General features: G+C 58.6%; 17 protein-coding genes, 1 tRNA gene and 3 pseudogenes. 17 read left to right on the plus strand and 4 right to left on the minus strand.

Features of this window, described 5'->3' with window-relative positions; all coding sequences use genetic code 11:
* From QVP03_RS11000 to QVP03_RS11020, 5 genes and pseudogenes are all read left to right on the plus strand, one after another.
* The coding region (locus QVP03_RS11000) for a Na+/H+ antiporter NhaC family protein (protein WP_288210777.1) at window positions 1-653 on the plus strand (653 nt) is incomplete at its 5' end.
* Between the two features lie 13 nt (window positions 654-666).
* Window positions 667-1,317: an HAD family hydrolase gene (locus QVP03_RS11005; RefSeq protein ID WP_055204002.1), complete on the plus strand. Its 651-nt coding sequence runs from the start codon at window positions 667-669 to the stop codon at window positions 1,315-1,317.
* Window positions 1,318-1,452: 135 nt separating this feature from the next.
* On the plus strand, window positions 1,453-2,058 hold the full coding sequence (locus QVP03_RS11010; RefSeq protein ID WP_022333486.1) for a TetR/AcrR family transcriptional regulator: 606 nt from the start codon (window positions 1,453-1,455) through the stop codon (window positions 2,056-2,058).
* A gap of 79 nt (window positions 2,059-2,137) precedes the next feature.
* Window positions 2,138-2,883: pseudogene (locus QVP03_RS11015) on the plus strand (hypothetical protein).
* Window positions 2,880-3,419, plus strand: coding sequence for a hypothetical protein (locus QVP03_RS11020; protein WP_022333488.1), 540 nt, complete (start codon window positions 2,880-2,882; stop codon window positions 3,417-3,419). Before QVP03_RS11015 ends, QVP03_RS11020 begins: the two are co-directional and overlap by 4 nt.
* Before the next feature lie 7 nt (window positions 3,420-3,426).
* On the opposite strand, the gene QVP03_RS11025 is transcribed toward QVP03_RS11020, so the two are convergent.
* The gene (locus QVP03_RS11025) at window positions 3,427-4,560 is read right to left on the minus strand and encodes a sigma-54-dependent transcriptional regulator (RefSeq protein ID WP_022333489.1); all 1,134 of its coding nucleotides are present in this window, start codon (window positions 4,558-4,560) and stop codon (window positions 3,427-3,429) included.
* 193 nt (window positions 4,561-4,753) lie between these two features.
* Here QVP03_RS11025 and QVP03_RS11030 point away from each other — a divergent pair, with 193 nt between their 5' ends.
* The 12 genes and pseudogenes from QVP03_RS11030 (at window position 4,754) to QVP03_RS11085 (ending at window position 14,843) form a co-directional block, all read left to right on the plus strand.
* Entirely contained in the window at window positions 4,754-5,440 is a 687-nt protein-coding gene (locus QVP03_RS11030) for a DUF4290 domain-containing protein (protein ID WP_022333490.1), read from the plus strand.
* Window positions 5,441-5,502: 62 nt separating this feature from the next.
* Entirely contained in the window at window positions 5,503-6,645 is a 1,143-nt protein-coding gene (locus QVP03_RS11035; RefSeq protein ID WP_022333491.1) for a TlpA disulfide reductase family protein, read from the plus strand.
* A complete protein-coding gene (locus QVP03_RS11040) occupies window positions 6,645-7,382 on the plus strand; it encodes a UDP-2,3-diacylglucosamine diphosphatase (RefSeq protein ID WP_022333492.1) in 738 nt (245 codons plus the stop codon). The genes QVP03_RS11035 and QVP03_RS11040 overlap by 1 nt, the downstream gene beginning before the upstream one ends.
* Window positions 7,379-8,278 carry a thymidylate synthase gene (gene thyA / locus QVP03_RS11045; protein WP_018696683.1) on the plus strand — a complete coding sequence of 300 codons (900 nt, stop codon included), beginning with the start codon at window positions 7,379-7,381 and terminating at the stop codon, window positions 8,276-8,278. The genes QVP03_RS11040 and thyA overlap by 4 nt, the downstream gene beginning before the upstream one ends.
* Before the next feature lie 76 nt (window positions 8,279-8,354).
* Window positions 8,355-8,840, plus strand: a complete 486-nt coding sequence (locus tag QVP03_RS11050) for a dihydrofolate reductase (protein WP_022333493.1) — start codon at window positions 8,355-8,357, stop codon at window positions 8,838-8,840.
* Window positions 8,841-8,943: 103 nt separating this feature from the next.
* A complete protein-coding gene (locus tag QVP03_RS11055) occupies window positions 8,944-9,642 on the plus strand; it encodes a 4Fe-4S dicluster domain-containing protein (RefSeq protein WP_117508056.1) in 699 nt (232 codons plus the stop codon).
* A 2-nt stretch (window positions 9,643-9,644) separates the two neighbouring features.
* Complete coding sequence (locus QVP03_RS11060) at window positions 9,645-10,733, plus strand: heterodisulfide reductase-related iron-sulfur binding cluster (RefSeq protein ID WP_022333495.1); 1,089 nt, start codon at window positions 9,645-9,647, stop codon at window positions 10,731-10,733.
* Window positions 10,733-11,737: an FAD-dependent oxidoreductase gene (locus tag QVP03_RS11065; protein ID WP_018696668.1), complete on the plus strand. Its 1,005-nt coding sequence runs from the start codon at window positions 10,733-10,735 to the stop codon at window positions 11,735-11,737. Before QVP03_RS11060 ends, QVP03_RS11065 begins: the two co-directional genes overlap by 1 nt.
* A 3-nt stretch (window positions 11,738-11,740) precedes the next feature.
* Window positions 11,741-12,076: a 4Fe-4S dicluster domain-containing protein gene (locus tag QVP03_RS11070; RefSeq protein WP_018696667.1), complete on the plus strand. Its 336-nt coding sequence runs from the start codon at window positions 11,741-11,743 to the stop codon at window positions 12,074-12,076.
* A gap of 2 nt (window positions 12,077-12,078) precedes the next feature.
* A pseudogene (locus QVP03_RS11075) lies at window positions 12,079-13,913 on the plus strand ((Fe-S)-binding protein).
* 260 nt (window positions 13,914-14,173) lie between these two features.
* Window positions 14,174-14,249, plus strand: a tRNA-Met gene (locus QVP03_RS11080).
* A gap of 114 nt (window positions 14,250-14,363) precedes the next feature.
* Window positions 14,364-14,843, plus strand: a complete 480-nt coding sequence (locus tag QVP03_RS11085) for a hypothetical protein (protein ID WP_022333498.1) — start codon at window positions 14,364-14,366, stop codon at window positions 14,841-14,843.
* Window positions 14,844-14,926: 83 nt separating this feature from the next.
* On the opposite strand, the gene QVP03_RS13790 is transcribed toward QVP03_RS11085, so the two are convergent.
* The 3 genes and pseudogenes from QVP03_RS13790 to QVP03_RS11095 form a co-directional block, all read right to left on the minus strand.
* Window positions 14,927-15,340, minus strand: coding sequence for a hypothetical protein (locus tag QVP03_RS13790; protein ID WP_349932647.1), 414 nt, complete (start codon window positions 15,338-15,340; stop codon window positions 14,927-14,929).
* Window positions 15,341-15,486: 146 nt separating this feature from the next.
* On the minus strand, window positions 15,487-15,987 hold the full coding sequence (locus QVP03_RS11090) for a DUF2867 domain-containing protein (protein WP_022333500.1): 501 nt from the start codon (window positions 15,985-15,987) through the stop codon (window positions 15,487-15,489).
* A gap of 150 nt (window positions 15,988-16,137) precedes the next feature.
* Window positions 16,138-16,589: pseudogene (locus QVP03_RS11095) on the minus strand (hypothetical protein); the annotation flags it as partial.

Below are 16,589 nucleotides of genomic sequence, written 5' to 3' on the forward strand. Positions count from 1 at the left end.
CCGCGGCTTGCGCCTGCATAGCCATGCTGCTGGCGCAGCCCGAACTGGTGGCGAAGGTGGCCGGAGTCGGAGGGCTGGATTTCATGTCGGGGTTCAAGGGCGTGCTGATGAGCTGCTTCGGCCCGACGGCGATCCCTACCGGAAGCCCGCAGCTGGACGAGCTGGTTGCTACGCGCGGCATGGCGGGCATGCTCAATACCGTATGGCTCATCATCTGCGCCATGTGCTTCGGCGGCGTGATGACCGGCAGCGGGATGCTGGGGGCGCTGACCTCCGTTTTCCTGCGTTTCGTGCGCCGTGCCTTTTCGGCCGTGGCCTCGACCGTCGGCGCGGGCATCTTCTTCAACCTCTGCACCGCCGACCAGTATATCTCGATCATCCTTTCGGGGCGCCTTTTCCGGGAACTTTATGCGGAGCGGGGGCTCGAACCGCGGCTGTTGAGCCGCTCGGTCGAGGATTCGGCCACGGTCTGCTCCGTGCTGGTGCCGTGGAACTCGTGCGGCATGACGCAGGCCACCGTGCTGGGTGTTTCCACATTCGTCTACATGCCTTACTGTATTTTCAATATTGTCAGTCCCCTGATGTCGCTGATGGTGGCGGCCATCGGGTGGAAGATCAAAAGAGCCGCAGGTACTGCGGCGCATCCGCATTAATATGGAATATAAGATGGATACCGGACTTGTGATATTCGACCTCGACGGCACGCTGCTCAATACGATCGGCGACCTGGCTGTCGCATGCAATGCCGTGCTGGCCATGCGCGGCCTGCCGCAGCATACCTATGACGAATACTGCCATTTCGTGGGCAACGGCATCATGCGGCTCGTGGAGCGGGCGTTGCCCGAAGAGCTCCGCACGCCTTATACGGTCGCGGCCGTGCGCGCGGATTTCGTGAAATATTATACCGAGCATATCGACGTTTATACGAAACCCTACGAAGGAATTCCGGAACTGGTTGCGGAGATCGCGCGGCGAGGTATCCGTATCGCCGTGGCATCCAACAAGTTCCAGGCTGGAACGGAAAAACTGATCCGGTTGTTTTTCCCCGGTGTCGAATTCGCCGCGGTCTTCGGCCAGCGCGAGGGCGTGCCGCTCAAGCCCGACCCCGCGGTGGTGGGGGAGATACTTGCGCTTACGGGCGTGGCGAAGGAGCGGGTGCTCTATGTCGGCGACTCGGGCGTGGACATGCAGACAGCCGCGGCCGCCGGTGTTCGCTCGGTCGGGGTGACGTGGGGGTTTCGTGAGCGCACTGAGCTCGAGGAGGCCGGGGCGCGGCACATCGTCGACAATCCGGCCAAGATATTGGAGTTGTTATAGTCCGGGTGCCGCGGTTGTCCGGCAGTCCGGATCCTTTTGCGGATTCTTCTCAATTTATGCCGAATATGTGAATATTCCCAGAAAATTGCATGATTCCGGGAAAAAAGACATATATTTGTTCCCGAATAGTAACATATGGCGAAGAACAACAATACCGAGCGTGACCGGGATGTTACCGAACAGCGTATGCTGAAAGCGGTGGGCGAGATGATCCGCAGGGATGGTTTCGAGAAACTCGGGGTCAATGCCGTCGCGGCGCATTGCGGAGTCTCGAAAATACTTATCTACCGCTATTTCGGTTCGCTGGACGGACTGCTGGCCGCCTATATCCGGCAGCACGATTTCTGGATCAATTTTCCGCTCGACATTCCCGGCCGCGCGCATTTGCCCGAATTTCTGAAAAAGACGTTCCGCACGATGATCGGGCGTTTGCACGGCGACCCTACGCTTAGGCGCCTGTACCGCTGGGAGTTGTCCTCGAAGAACGAACTCGTGGCGGCGCTCCGCAGGCAGCGTGAGCAGGCCGGGCTGGAGTTGATCGCCCGGGTGTCGCGGAAAACCGGGCTGCCCGAATCGGAGGTGGCCGTGTTGGCTACTTTCCTGACGGCTTCGGTGACCTACCTTGTGCTGTTGGAGGAATATTGCCCGGTTTACAACGGGATTCCGATCGGAGAGGCTGCCGGCTGGGAACAGATCGTCCTCGGGATAGACCTGCTGATTGACAAAACTTTCAAGGAATGACCGGCCCGCGGGGCGGGAAGGTATATATATTTTTTATAACGAATGTTACCAATAGGTAACAAATTGAAAACCAAAAACAATGAGAAAGATGGTAATGGCATGGATTTTACCGTTCGTATTGCTTGGTTCCTGCGATAAGGAACTGGTCGAATATGAAAAGGGAAGCGTGGAAATTGTCGTGGAACGGGGCGACGCATGGCTGCATGATTTTCCCCTGTTCCTGGGGATTAAAAGGAAGAACCCGCCGCAGATTGCGGTCTGGATCGAAGATGCGCAGGGGCGCTACCTCTCCACGGTTTATGCGAGTTCCAAAATCGCGACCCAGTCCTGGCTGGCGGCGGGCGGAAACCGCCGCAGGGGGGGGCGGCCTCACCGGGCCGCAGGGAGGCGCTGCCTCACTGGTGCCATAGCCGGGGTGTGCAATATGCCGACGGGCTTTACCTGCCGACGAAAAGCGAACCGCTGGCGGACGGCATATCGGGTGCCACGCCGCGCGGCAGTTTCGACCTGAAGCTCTCGCCCGGGGCGGGGCTCGATCGGTTCGTCGTAAAGGTCGAGGTGAACCATTCGACCGATTTCAACGAAACCTATCCCGAATCGGCCAAGGAGGGGGAGCCCGGTTATTCGGGCGGGCGGCACGGGAGCGGCCAGCCGGCCGTGGTCTATGCCGCCGACGTCGACCTGTCGTCGGGCAGGGAGCAGTTCGAAGCCGTGCTGGTCGGCCACAGCAGTCCCGACGGAAGTTCGGGCGGGATAGACCCCGATATTTCGGGGCTCACTTCGGCGCTCCGGATCGTGGAACGCATTACGATCCGTGTACGATGAAGAGGCGATTCCGAGTATTGGCCGCGGCGCTGTGCGTGCTGCCTTTCCTTGCCACCGAGGTGCCGGCGCAGGAGTTTCCCCGCTTTTCCTGTTCGACGTCCGTCGGGACGGGCTTCGGCCTGACCCGCCCGTCGTCGGTGCCCGTCGTCTGGCGCGTGACGGGTCATTACAATGTGAGCCGCCGTTTTTCGGTCGGTGCCGGAACGGGGGTTTCCTGCTATGAAAAAACGCTCGTGCCGCTCTTTGCCGATGCGAAGTTCCTGCTTACGCGCCGCCGCAGCTTTACGCCCTATGCCGGGTGCGCCGCCGGATATGCTTTCGCACCGCGCAGGGATGCCAACGGGGGACTGCTGCTCAATCCCGAACTGGGGGTGCAGTATGCATTGCGCTGCGGGGTGCACCTGTTCTTCGCGGCGGGCTATGAGTTGCAGCGGCTGGAGCGGCTCCGGAAATACGAAGGCTGCTGGTTCTCCGCCGAATTTGCCGAGCAGCTCAGCCACGGCACCCTCCTGCTGAAGGTCGGGGTGCTGTTCTGAGCCTCGGTCAGCAGTAGGCCTTGACGTCGGCGGGGGTGATGCGCTCCTCGCTGAGTATGATGAGCCGCTCGATGACGTTGCGCAGTTCGCGGATATTGCCGCTCCAGGGCATCGTTTGCAGTTCACTAAGCGCTTCTTCTTCAATGCGTTTTGCCGGGATGTGGTATTCGGCACAAATTGTGTGTATGAAATGGTCGACCAGCAGCGGGATGTCCTGCGCATGTTCGCGCAGCGCCGGGACGCGCACGACGACCACCCCGATGCGGTGGTAGAGGTCTTCGCGGAAATTGCCCTTCCGGATCTCCTCGCGCAGGTTCTTGTTCGTGGCGGCGATTACGCGCACGTTGACCTCGATGTCCTTGTCGCTGCCTACGCGGCTGATCCTGTTTTCCTGAAGCGCCCGCAACACCTTGGCCTGCGCCGCCAGCGACATGTCGCCGATCTCGTCCATGAACAGCGTGCCGCCGTCGGCCTGCTCGAACTTGCCCCTTCGCTGCTTGATGGCCGAGGTGAAGGCGCCGCGCTCGTGGCCGAAGAGTTCGCTCTCGATCAGTTCCGAGGGGATCGCCGCGCAGTTGACCTCGACGAACGGAGCCGCGGCGCGGTTGCTTTTGGCGTGCAGCCAGCGTGCGACCAGCTCTTTGCCGGTGCCGTTTTCGCCCGTGATCAGCACACGCGCTTCGCACGGCGCGACCTTGTCGATCAACAGGCGGACGTGTTCGATCTGGGGCGAGGTGCCGATGATATGCTCCGTCTGCGCACAGTGCCCGCGGCGGGTGCGGCGTGCCGGGGCCGCCGCGGGGGCGGGCACGGGGGCCGGGTCGTCGATCGTGCGGTGGATGGACTGCAGCAGGCGGTTCATGTCGATGGGTTTGGTCAGATAGTCCTGGGCGCCGTTGCGTACGGCCTCCACGGCCGAGTCGATTGACGCCTCGGACGACAGCACGATGAACGGGACGCCCTTGTCGGGGATTTTACACCCGGTGTCCGACAGGATGACGTCGAACGGGATTTTCTCGCACATGTTCGAGGCCGCCTCTTCGTCTTCGGCGGCCTCTGTCGAGAAACCTTCGTATTCGAGCCGCTCGCGCAGCGTGTTTCGCATACTTTTTGATTGGTCTAAAATTAAAACCTTTGCCATAGCTTGTTTTTCCTGAAATTTTACCTACTTTTGTCCCAAAGTTATGACTTTCTGCGGTGTAAAACCAATCTTGTAGGGTCTTGCCGGACGGGGTGGAAAGTCGGAAAAAACGTCTTGAATCGGTTTACCGCAACGGGCTTGCCGGACGCTCCGGCGGACGGATTGAAACAGTGCGGAGAACCGCAAATACAATATGAAAAAGAATTATAATTACACACGACGCAAGTTGTACCTGCCCGAGTATGGGCGTCATATCCAGGAGATGATCGACTCGTTGCAATTGATCGAAGACCGTCGCGAGCGCAACCGCCAGGCGCGTGCCGTGATCGCCGTGATGGGCAACCTGAACCCCTTGCTGCGCGATACGGCCGACTTCACCCACAAGCTGTGGGATCACCTTTTCATAATGTCTGATTTCCAGCTCGATGTGGATTCTCCATACCCGCAGCCTTCGCGTCAGGAGCTGACCATTACGCCGCGCCGCATGGCTTACACGCAGGGGCGTATCTCCTATAAGCATTACGGCAAGTATGTCGAGCGGATGATCGCCGGGCTTTCCGAGGAAAAAGACCGGCGTACCATGGCGCGCACGGTGGACAACCTGGCCCGCTACATGCGCACGAAGAGCTACGAGTACAACCAGGAGCATCCCAACAACGAAGTGATCGTAAAAGACATCAAACGCATGTCCGGCGGAGCGATCGAAATCGATGAAGTGGCATTAAATAATCTCCGAAGTGACTATAAACAGCACTTTACGGCACGTCCCCAGAAGGGGCCGCAGCAGCGTCAGCAGCAGCGCCCGCAGAAAAACCGCAACCAGCAGCACGGGCGCAATTTCTCGAAAAACAACGGCGCACACCGCAATTCGTCGAAATAAAAAGTGCGCATATCCGGAATTTTGCTATATTTGTAAGCATTTAACTGCGATAACAAGGATAAATGAATAAACAAACGCTTTTCGTGTCCCTGACCACGGCCGTCATGCTGTGCGCATGCCAGTCGTCGAAGGTGAAGATTTCGGGTCGCTTCGTAGGTAACGATGCCAAGGATGTTTATCTGGAACAGGTATTGCCCCTGACGCAGTCGGTGATCGACTCCGCGGTGCTCGACAAGGACGGGAATTACCGTTTCGAGTTGAAGGGCGTGGCGAAGACCCCGTCGCTTTATAATATAATATATAACGGCGAACGCATTCCGCTGTTCCTCGCCGGCGGCGAGAAACTTTCCCTGAATTCGGTGGGGAGCGTCGTACGCAACTATACGGTCGAAGGTTCGAAGGAGTCGGAACTGCTGCGGCAGTTCTACCAGGCTTTCGTTTCGGGCGCGCAGCGGCTGGATAACATCGCCTCGCAGTTTGCCAAGGCAACGCTGTCCGAGGAAGACCGCCAGGCACTGGTAAAGGAGTACACGGCCGAATATTACCGTATCCGCCGCGAACAGTTGCGCTTCATCATCGAGAATAAAGCGTCGCTGGCGGCGGTCTATGCCCTTTACCAGCGGTTGCCCGGGGACACTTACCTGTTCAACGGCGACAGCGACGTGGTTTATTACCGCACGGTGGCCGAGGCCATCGAACAGACTTATCCCGAATCGCCCTACCTGCAATCGCTCATGGGGGAGATCGCCCGCATGGACGCCCGCATCAGTCTGTCGTCCCAGATTACCGAGGCGGGGTATCCCGACCTCGAGCTGTCGGACATCTACGGCAAGAAGGTACGCCTCTCGTCGCTCGCGGGGAAAGTCGTGCTGCTCGATTTCTGGTCGGCCGAGCTGGGCAACAGCAATACGCTCAATGCCGAACTGAAGGAGGTCTATAAGAAATATGCCGACGCCCCCGTCGCATTCGAGGTCTACCAGGTTGCCATCGACACGTCGAAGCCCTTGTGGATTTCGGCCGTGCAGGAGCAGCAGCTTCCCTGGGTTTCGGTGAGCGACCTGCGCGGGCGCGCATCGTCGTCGCTGGGACTTTACAACGTGCAGAAACTTCCGGCCAATTTCCTGATCGACAAGGAGGGGAATATCGTCGGGAAGGATATTTACGGCAAGAGCCTCGAACAAAAACTCGATGAACTGACCCGTTGATGTACTATTTCGCATCGGATATCCACCTGGGCGCAGGCGGCGAGGCGTTTGCGCAGCAGACCGAACGGCGCTTCGTGCGCTGGCTCGACGATGCGGCGCAGGATGCGGAGGCGATTTTCCTGGTGGGCGACGTCTTCGACTTCTGGTTCGAATACCGGGGCGTGGTGCCCAAGGGCTTCGTGCGGACGCTCGGCAAGCTGGCCGAACTGACCGACCGGGGTATCCGGGTGGTATTCTTTACGGGAAACCACGACATGTGGGTCGGCGATTACCTCGCCCGCGAATGCGGCGTCGAGATCTATACCTCGCCGCAGCAATTCTGCCTGAACGGTAAAAACGTCTTCATCGCCCACGGCGACAACATGAACATCGACGGACAGCCGGTGCTCAAATTCCTCAATACGGTATTCCGCTCGCGGACGTTGCGCTGGCTCTTTTCGTGGCTGCTGCATCCCGACCTGGCGATGCGCTTCGGGCACTGGTGGAGCGGCAAGTCGCGCAAATCGCACGGTGCCGAGGAACTCGACGTCTCGCTTACCGAGCCGCTGATCGAATATGCCCGCCGGTATGCCGCCGAGCACGACGTCGACCACTTCGTCTTCGGGCACATGCATTTCCCGCGCGACTACCGCGAGCAGGGCCTGCATGTGATAAACCTGGGGTGCTGGGAGAAATACCCTTCGTGCGCCGTGCTGGACGCATCGGGCGGAATGACTTTAAAAATGCTGGAGAGATGAAACAATACCTCGACCTGCTGCGGCGGATCAAAGCCGAGGGCGTCGTCCGCGGCGACCGTACCGGCACCGGCACCAAAGGCGTCTTCGGACACCAGATGCGTTTCGACCTCTCCGAAGGCTTCCCGCTGCTGACGACCAAAAAAGTATTCCTGAAAGGCGTGATCCACGAATTGCTGTGGTTCCTGGCGGGCGATACCAATATCAAGTACCTCGTGGACAACGGCGTCCATATCTGGGACAACGATGCTTTCCGCTATTACAACGAACTCTGCGTGCGCCATGGTGTGCTGCCCGTCGACCGGGATACGTTCCTGCGTGCGGCACAGGACGGTGTCGAATCGCCTGTCGAAGGGTATCGGTTCGGCGACCTGAACCATGTGTACGGTTACCAGTGGCGCAGCTGGCCCAAGCCCGACGGCCGCTTCATCGACCAGATCGCGCAGGCGGTCGAACTGATACGGCACAATCCCGAGTCGCGGCGCATCATCGTCTCGGCCTGGAATGTCGCCGAGATCGGGGACATGGCATTGCCGCCGTGCCACGTGTTGTTCCAGTTCTACGTGGCCGGGGGGAGGCTCTCGTGCCAGTTGTACCAGCGCAGCGCCGACACGTTCCTGGGCGTGCCGTTCAATATCGCGTCGTATGCCCTGCTGACGCTGATGACGGCGCAGGTATGCGGCCTCGAACCCGGCGAGTTCGTCCATACGCTCGGCGACGCGCACCTCTACCTGAACCACATGGAACAGGCCGACGAGCAGTTGTCGCGCGAACCGCGGCCGCTGCCCGTGATGCGGCTGAACCCCGATGTGAAATCGCTCTTCGATTTCCGCTACGGGGATTTCACGCTCGAAGGCTACGATCCCTGGCCGGCGATCAAGGCGCCGATGTCGTTCTGAGCGCGCAATCCGTGCCCGCCGTATCTGCATCGTTATACCCGGCCGCGATGCCGCCGGACGTTAAAATTTGAAATTTATGGTTAGCATTATCGTTGCCGTGGCCGAAAACGGCGTGATCGGAGATAAGAATACGTTGCTCTGGCATATTTCGGAAGACCTGAAACATTTCAAGGCCGTCACGACGGGACACCCCGTGATCATGGGCCGCAAAACCTACGAATCGCTCGGGCGCCCGCTTCCGAACCGTACCAATGTGGTCATTACGCGCCAGCAGGTCGAAATCCCCGGCTGCAGGGTAGTTCATTCGCTCGGGGAGGCCGTCGCGCTGTTTCCCGGGGACGACGAGGTTTTCGTCATCGGCGGCGCGCAGATTTATGCGCAGGCCCTGCCTCTGGCCGACCGTTTCTACCTGACGCGCGTGTTCCGCGCATACGAAGGCGACACGCATTTCCCCGAGTGGGACGAAGCGCAGTGGCGGCTCCTGTCGTCCGAATCCTTCGCATCGGGTACGAACTACCCTTATCCTTTCGCCTTCGAGACCTACGAGCGCCGGCGAAATTAGGTATTTATACCACTGCACGGCTCGCCCGTATTCCCTACCTTTGCACTGCAAAGGTTTTTTTGTTGCATCCGGCGCGGTTTCGTGCCCGGTGAAAGGTGAGATTATGGGAAAATATTTCGATATGCTGATGGAGGACGTGCGGATGAAGGAGGGCCTTCAGTCGTGCATGAACTGCGGTGTCTGCACGGGCGTATGCCCCGCGGCCGAGTTCTACAACTACGACCCACGTCAGATCGTCAATACCGTGCAGACGCGCGACGACGATGCCATCGAGGAGTTGCTGAAAAGCGATACGATCTGGTATTGCGGCGAGTGCATGTCGTGCCGCCCGCGCTGTCCGCGCGGCAATACGCCGGGGTATGTGATTCAGGCGCTGCGCACATTGTCGCAGAAGCTGGGTTTCTTCGTCGAGAGCGAGAAGGGGCGCCAGCAGCTGGCACTCAAGCGCATCATCGGCGAAAATATCCTCCGCACGGGCTACTGCATCGTACCGCGGTTGGTGAAGCCCGAGCTGCACCCCGAGCAGGGAACCGTGTGGCAGTGGATCTACGATAACGACAAGGAGGTCTACGGACAATTCACGCCCGTATACATGCGCCACGGCGCGGGGGCCCTGCGCCGTCTGGACGAGCAGTCGCTCGAGGAGATCAACAAGATCTTCGAAGTCAGCGGCGGCAAGGAGATGTTCGACTCCATCGAGGAGCATTCCGACCGCAAGGCCCGGGAACTGGGCTACGATCAGGGCGCCGATCAGCAATACATGATGGATGTCTTCCTTCATAACAACAACGAACACTATTGATCATGATGAAGCGGGCAAGCTGGAAAGAATACCAGAAACAGATCGCCGAAGATAACTATTATTACGGCCGCAGCTGTATCCGGCAGAATTTTTTCCCGGGCAGCGAAAAATTGTTCATAGACATGCTGCACAACGACCTGGGCAAGGATCTGTTGGACGATCCCATGCATTCGTCGTGTACGGGTATCGGCTACCATTCGGATATCGTGCCGTTGGAAACCATCATGACGGTCGTGGCGCGGCAGTTCGCGCTGATGACCGAGGCGGGCTATGAGAATTTCGTGACCTCGTGCATCACTTCGTTCGGTGTCTATTCGGAGATACTGGCCACGTGGCACGAGTTCCCCGAGACCGAGGAAAAAGCCCGGGAAAACCTGTTTAAAGCCACGGGGCGCGAGTTCCGCAAGCCTGCGAGCCTGGCGCATACCTCGGACATCGTTTTCCATTTCCGCGAGCAGATCGCCGCACGCGCAAAGCATAAGCTGGTAAACGCCCAGACCGGGGAGCCGCTGCGCGTGGTGGAGCATATCGGTTGCCACTACGCCAAGATATTCCCCAAGTCGGGCATCGGCGGTTCGGAATTCCCCTATGTGCTGGCCGGCATGGTCGAGTCATGGGGCGGCGAATGCGTGGACTACCCCGAGCGGCGGCATTGCTGCGGGTTCGGGTTCCGCAACTACCTGGTGCAGGCCAACCGCGGCTATTCGATCGCCAATTCGCACAAGAAACTCGAAAGCATGGCGCCTTACAAACCCGATTTCATCGTGGCCAACTGCCCGGGGTGCGCGATGTTCCTCGACAAGTGGCAGTATGCGATCGCCGAAATGGAGGGTACGACCTACGGCGAGAACGGCCACGGCATTCCGGTGCTGACCTACGAGGAGATGGCCGGGCTGGTGCTGGGCTACGACCCGTGGGTGCTCGGAATGCAGATGCACCAGGTCGACGTCGAACCCTTGCTCGACAAGATGGGCGTCGAATACGACCCCGCGGCCAAATACCTCGGCCGCAACGGAAAATATATCGGTAAACCCGCGTCGGCCGTGGTCAATTGCTGCCCGACGGACACAATATACGACATCAGAGAATAATGAAGCGAGTTGCAGTCATAGGCGGCGGCGTAGCGGGCATGCAGACGGCCCTGCGCCTCGCAGAACAGGGCGTCGAGCCCGTAATCATCGAAAAGGAGGCCGAACTGGGCGGCAAGCTCCGGGGATGGCATGTGCTGTTTCCGTCGTTCACCCCGGCGTCGGAGATACTCACCGAACTGCGCCGCCGCATTGCCGAGCGCGGGATCGAGGTGATGACCCGTACCGAAGCCAGGGGGTTCAGCCGCGAAGGGGTTCAGCTCCCGGACGGGCGTATGCTGGCATGCGATTCGGTCGTGGTCTGCTCGGGCTTCACGCTTTTCGATGCCTCGATCAAGGAGGAATACGGCTACGGCATCTACGACAACGTCTTTACGACGGTCGACATTGAGCGGATGCTCAACGAGGGCCGTGTGGCGAAAGCCGACGGTTCGCGCCCCAGGCGCATCGCCTTCCTGCACTGCGTGGGCTCGCGCGACGAGAAGGTTTGCCAGCAGCATTGCTCGAAGGTATGCTGCATCACGGGGGTGAAGCAGGCCATGGAGATGCGGCAGATGTTTCCCGAGGCCGACGTGTTCAATTTTTACATGGATATCCGCATGTTCGGCCCCGGTTACGAGGAGATGTACCGCGAGGCACAGCAGAAATACAACATTCATTTCATCCGCGGGCGTATTTCGGAGGCGAGCCCGATGATCGACGGACGCGTACAGATCAAGGCCGAGGATACCCTCACGGGACGTCCGCTGCGCATGAGCGTCGACATGCTGATCCTGATCGTGGGCATGCGTGCCAACGACGACAACGCCGCTTTTGCCGAGGGGGCCGGGCTGAACCGTGCGCCGAGCGGCTTCATGGCGCCGCGCGACATGTTCCTCGGCAACGTGAAGAGCAATGTTGAGGGTATTTTCTATGCCGGGACGGTCACGGCGCCGAAGAATATCGGAGAGAGCCTGAACGAAGGGACGGCCGCCGCCGATGCTGCGGCCCGGTATGTAGGGGTTTAGCATATGGCAGCGATCAATTTCGGATATACCATCTCCAAGCCGCGGGCGATCGACATCGACCGCAACAACCTGCGCAAGAGCGACGAGATATTGCGCGAGATGCCCGAGTTGCAGGCCTGCATCGGCTGCGGCGCCTGCACGGCGGTCTGCACGGCGGGCAACCTTACGGAATTCAACTTCCGCAAGGTACATACGCTGGTGCGGCGCGGCGAATACCAGGGGGCTTACGAGGAGATGAACAAGTGCATGCTGTGCGGCAAATGTCGTCTGGTATGTCCGCGCGGGATCAATACGCGCGGTGTGGTGATGCTTATCAAACGTAAACTGGGGGACTTCTGACGATGACTTTTTTCGCACCATTCTGCATACCTTTCATGATCGGCGCCGCGGTGATGTTCATCGTGTTGCTGTGGAAGTGGGGCCTGTGGCTCTACCGTCTGCCGCTCGCCGACAAGAAACGGATTCTGTTCGGGCTGCCTACACGCCGTACCTTCTCGGCGATCGGGGAGGTCGTCGGCGAATCGCTGCTCCACCGCAGGATCTTCAGGGTCAACCCGCTGTTGGGCTACATGCACATGAGCCTGGCTTTCGGCTGGTTCCTGCTGATCGCCGTGGGGTGGGTCGGGGCCGGCGCCCTGGGGTGGATCGAGACCGTCGCCTACCTCGGGTTCCGCTATGTGCCGTTGCAGGGGCATGTCTTCTTCAAGTACTTTTCGACGGGGCTCCAGCATAAGCCCGTCTTCGATTTCCTGATGGATCTGTTGCTGCTGTTCGTTCTGTCGGGCGTTGCGCTGGCTTGGGGCAAGCGCTTTTTCTCGAAGAGGATGGGCATGCGCCGCACGACCAAACATGTGCCGGGCGACCGCATTGCGCTTTCGGCCCTGTGGTTCGTATTCCCGGCGCGCCTGATCGCCGAAAGCACGACCTGCGCCCTTTATGGCGGCGGGGGATTCCTCACCGGTTCGCTGGGCGGATGGATGGCTGCGCACATGAGCACCTTCGTGCTGATAAACCTCGAAAGCGTGGCGTGGTGGTTCTACTCCTCGTGTCTCGGTGTTTTCTTCGTGGCGCTGCCGTTCTCCCGTTACATGCACATCTTCACGGAGATACCCTTGATCTTCCTGCGCCACTACAAGCTCCGCTCGACCGAAAAGGAGGGGTCGTTCGACAACTTCCAGGTCGAGGCCTGCTCGCGCTGCGGCATTTGTATCGACCCCTGCCAGTTGCAGAGCGTGCTGGGCATCGACAACGTGCAGTCGGTCTATTTTCTGCGCGACCGGCGATATAAGATGCTGCGCCTGCAGGTGGCCGACAATTGCCTGATGTGCGGACGCTGCGCAGAGAAATGCCCGGTGGACATCGACCTCAATACGCTGCGCCTCAATTCCCGCGATACGATGCGCAATGTCCCCGACGAAAAGCGCTACGGTTATTTCAAAGGGTTAGACCGCTCGTCCGGCGAGGGGAAGGTGGGCTATTTCGCCGGGTGCATGACCCTCCTGACGCCCCGTACGATGTCGGCGATGGAAAAAGTATTCCAGGCCGCCGGCGAAGAGGTCTGGTGGGCCGACCGCGAAGGGGGCGTCTGCTGCGGACGCCCGTTGAAACTGGCCGGTGAGACGGATTCGGCGCGCAAGATGATGCGCTACAATACGGAGTTGTTCCGCAAGCACGGCATCACGACGCTGGTGACCTCGTGTTAGATCTGGCTCAAGGGTTTTTGTTAGGACCGATCTGCCTCAAGGTTTTTCGTGAGGATTATGCGCTCGAAGGGGTCGAGGTGCTGCACCATTCGGAATATATCCTGCGTCTGATGAAGGCAGGCCGTCTCCATGTCGGGCACGGCTCGACGCGTTATACCTACCACGACCCCTGCGAATTGGGACGTGGCAGCGGGATTTACGACGATCCGCGTGCCGTGATCGGGGCTGTCGGGGAATTGCTCGAACCCGCGGAAACCCGCGAAAACGCCCCCTGCTGCGGCTCTTCGGTCGCCAATACGGCGATCTCCGACGGTCAGCAGGTGCAGATCGCAAAATCCGTGGCCGGGCAGTTGGAAGCTACCGGTGCCGAGGTGATCGTCACGGCCTGCCCGCTTTGCAAAAAAGCCATCGGGCGCGGTACGAAAGGGGAAGTCCGCGACCTGGCGGAGATTGTCGTAGCCAATATCCGCTGATTGGGAATGACGGTGTGTGTTGCGAATGGGATCTGCAGACGGTGTGTGCGTTTTCATCCGGCCCTGTTCCGGGTGGTAGGAAATCTGTGGAAAAATCAGCGTGGGGCTAACCTTCGAAAAATAATAAAATATTTTTTGCGGCTGATAGATAGTACGATAAGCGGTGTGCGGAGGGAACATGCGCAGAATTATTTGTAAAGTCCGAATATTTGTCTTATCTTTGCACACGCAAAAGCGATAGTACATCACTGAAGATATATCGCGGGATGGAGCAGTTGGCAGCTCGTCGGGCTCATAACCCGAAGGTCGGAGGTTCGAGTCCTCCTCCCGCTACCAAAGGGGCGGATTGAAAAATCCGACCCCTGTTTTTATGTTTGGCATTGGATGTAGTTGATTGATAACCAATGGCTGTTCGGATTTACTATGGGCCTGTACTAAAATCTTTTGTTTATGAATACGCTTGAAGATGCAAGGGCATGGGGATTTGTGGGTTTTAAAACGGTTGCGGCCCTTAAAAAGGAGGTGGACTGTATTCCGCAGACGAAAGGAGTATATCTGGTTCTCAGAAAAGAAATAAGTTTCCCTGAATTTGCCGAGGTAGGCCGCGGCGGTTTTTTCAAGGGAAAGGATCCCAATGTGGATATTACCGTGTTGAAAAACAATTGGGTGACGGGAACAAATATTCTTTATATAGGAATGACCGGAAGTTCATTGCGCCGACGGATAAAACAGTATATGCAATTCGGTGAAGGAAAGCCCGTAGGACACCGGGGTGGTTGCTATATCTGGCAGATGGAAGACTGTGACCGCCTGATAATTTGCTGGAAAGAATTGGCAGAAGAACTCCCCGGTGAATATGAAACGATGTTAATACGCTCGTTCAAGGATGCCCACGACGGGCGGCGCCCCTTTGCCAACCGTAATAAATAACAGGGATCATGAAAGATCGGGATACACGGTATATTTCCGGCGCCCGGTTTGTAAATTACGTGCCCCGGGATTTCCTCCGATGCTTAATAACCCCCGTATTCGATCGTATACAGCACATCGAATAGCGTATTTGTGAACTCCCCGCGACCTTCGTAAACCCGGCCGTCCCTGACGGAGTAGGCTATGTCGAGGATGAACGAACTGTCCCCTATGTAAAACTGTCCGTCCCTTACCGTAAACAACACGTCGAACCACGAGGCGAATCTGGCGTTGCCCCGGTATATCCGCTCTCCTTCGATGGAGTATGCGGCATCGTAGGGCCAGGTGTTGTTGCCCTCGAAAATTCTTCCGTCTCTGATCGTATACAGGGCGTCGAGCGACAGGGTGAACCTGCCGTCGCCTTTGTAGATTCTGCCGTTTTTGAACGTATATGCCGCATCCAGCGGGTTGGTGCCGTATCCGCGGTAGATCGTCCCGTTCCCGTCGCCGATATATATATGTGGCGGCGATCAGCAGCGCATCTGTATCGTCGCCTGCGTTATTTCCGAGGGCGGCTGGGGACAAGAATAGCAGTATTCCGAGTAATAGGACATTCGGTTTCATGGCCGGCGGTGTTTACGGGTGACGCGGGAATAACTCCGTGTCAGAACCCGCGTTCGCGCATCATCTGTTTGAAGAGGTTTTTCACGACGAGGACGTGGAACGGACGGATGAGGTTGAAATAGACCACTCCCAGTTTGTTGTGGTATCTCACGACCGTGCTCGCGAAGACTTGGCCGCCTTCGATGTAGACGGACATGTAGGCCACCAGGTGCTTGTCGTCCAGGGCGACGATCGTTTCGTCGGCCGTCCTTTCGGCGACGGACATGAAACCGCAGCTCTCGCCGTTGTTCAGGGCTTCTTCCAGTTTTTCCCGGCTGGGCCCCTCCCCGGTTTTCAGCCCGAAGGGCCTGACCAGCAGGTCGCGTAGCCGGAAGAGAAACTTCAGCCATGCCGGGCAGGTCGTCCAGAATGCCGCCATCACCTGGTTCGGGGATACTTTTCCCGGATTTTGCAGGCGGCAGCGGAAGCAGTCGCGGTAATTGGCGTCGGGGTAGCGGACGATCCGCGAATTTTCCGGGAGAGGCGATTTGCATACTTTCATGATTGTGCGGACGACGTCGGTTAGTGACGGCTCCCATGTCGTAAAGCTAACGAAAATTTGCGGGAATACCGCATTCCCGGAACGGTTTTAAACACTGGCGACCCGCCCCGATCCCGAGGCAGGCCGCCGGCTTGTGAAACCGTTGCGCCGTTATTTGAATTTCAGCGAGATCTTTCCGTCTGAAGGATGCAGGACGAATATGCTTCCCGTGGAGGTGCCGTCGGTCGCAATGGTGCCCTTCGTACAATCGAATGCGTAGGCGAACCCTTTTTGGACTGCGGCGATCCGCCTTGCCCCGAACGCCGTGAACGGCAACGCTGCACCGGGTGCTGCGGTCAGCTCCAGCATCCAGTCGGGGCCTTTGCCGGAGACGGCGATCTCCATCCCTTCTTCCGAAAGCAGTATCGTGAGCTTCCGTCCGTCGTCCATCGGCCACTCCACGAGTAATTTGCCTTTGCTCTTTTCCGTTACGGCGGGGGTGCCGCCATGCGCTTGGGCCAGGCTTCCGTCGGCATTGCGCCGCACGACCCGCAGCCCGGCCAGCTGCTCCCGGGTGCTCCACATGCAGCCGTCCACGACGGGCAGCGTCGTGTAGACGCACT

Origin of the sequence: Alistipes sp. CAG:29 (assembly GCF_000435435.1) — a bacterium.
Taxonomy (GTDB): Bacteria; Bacteroidota; Bacteroidia; order Bacteroidales; family Rikenellaceae; genus Alistipes; species Alistipes onderdonkii.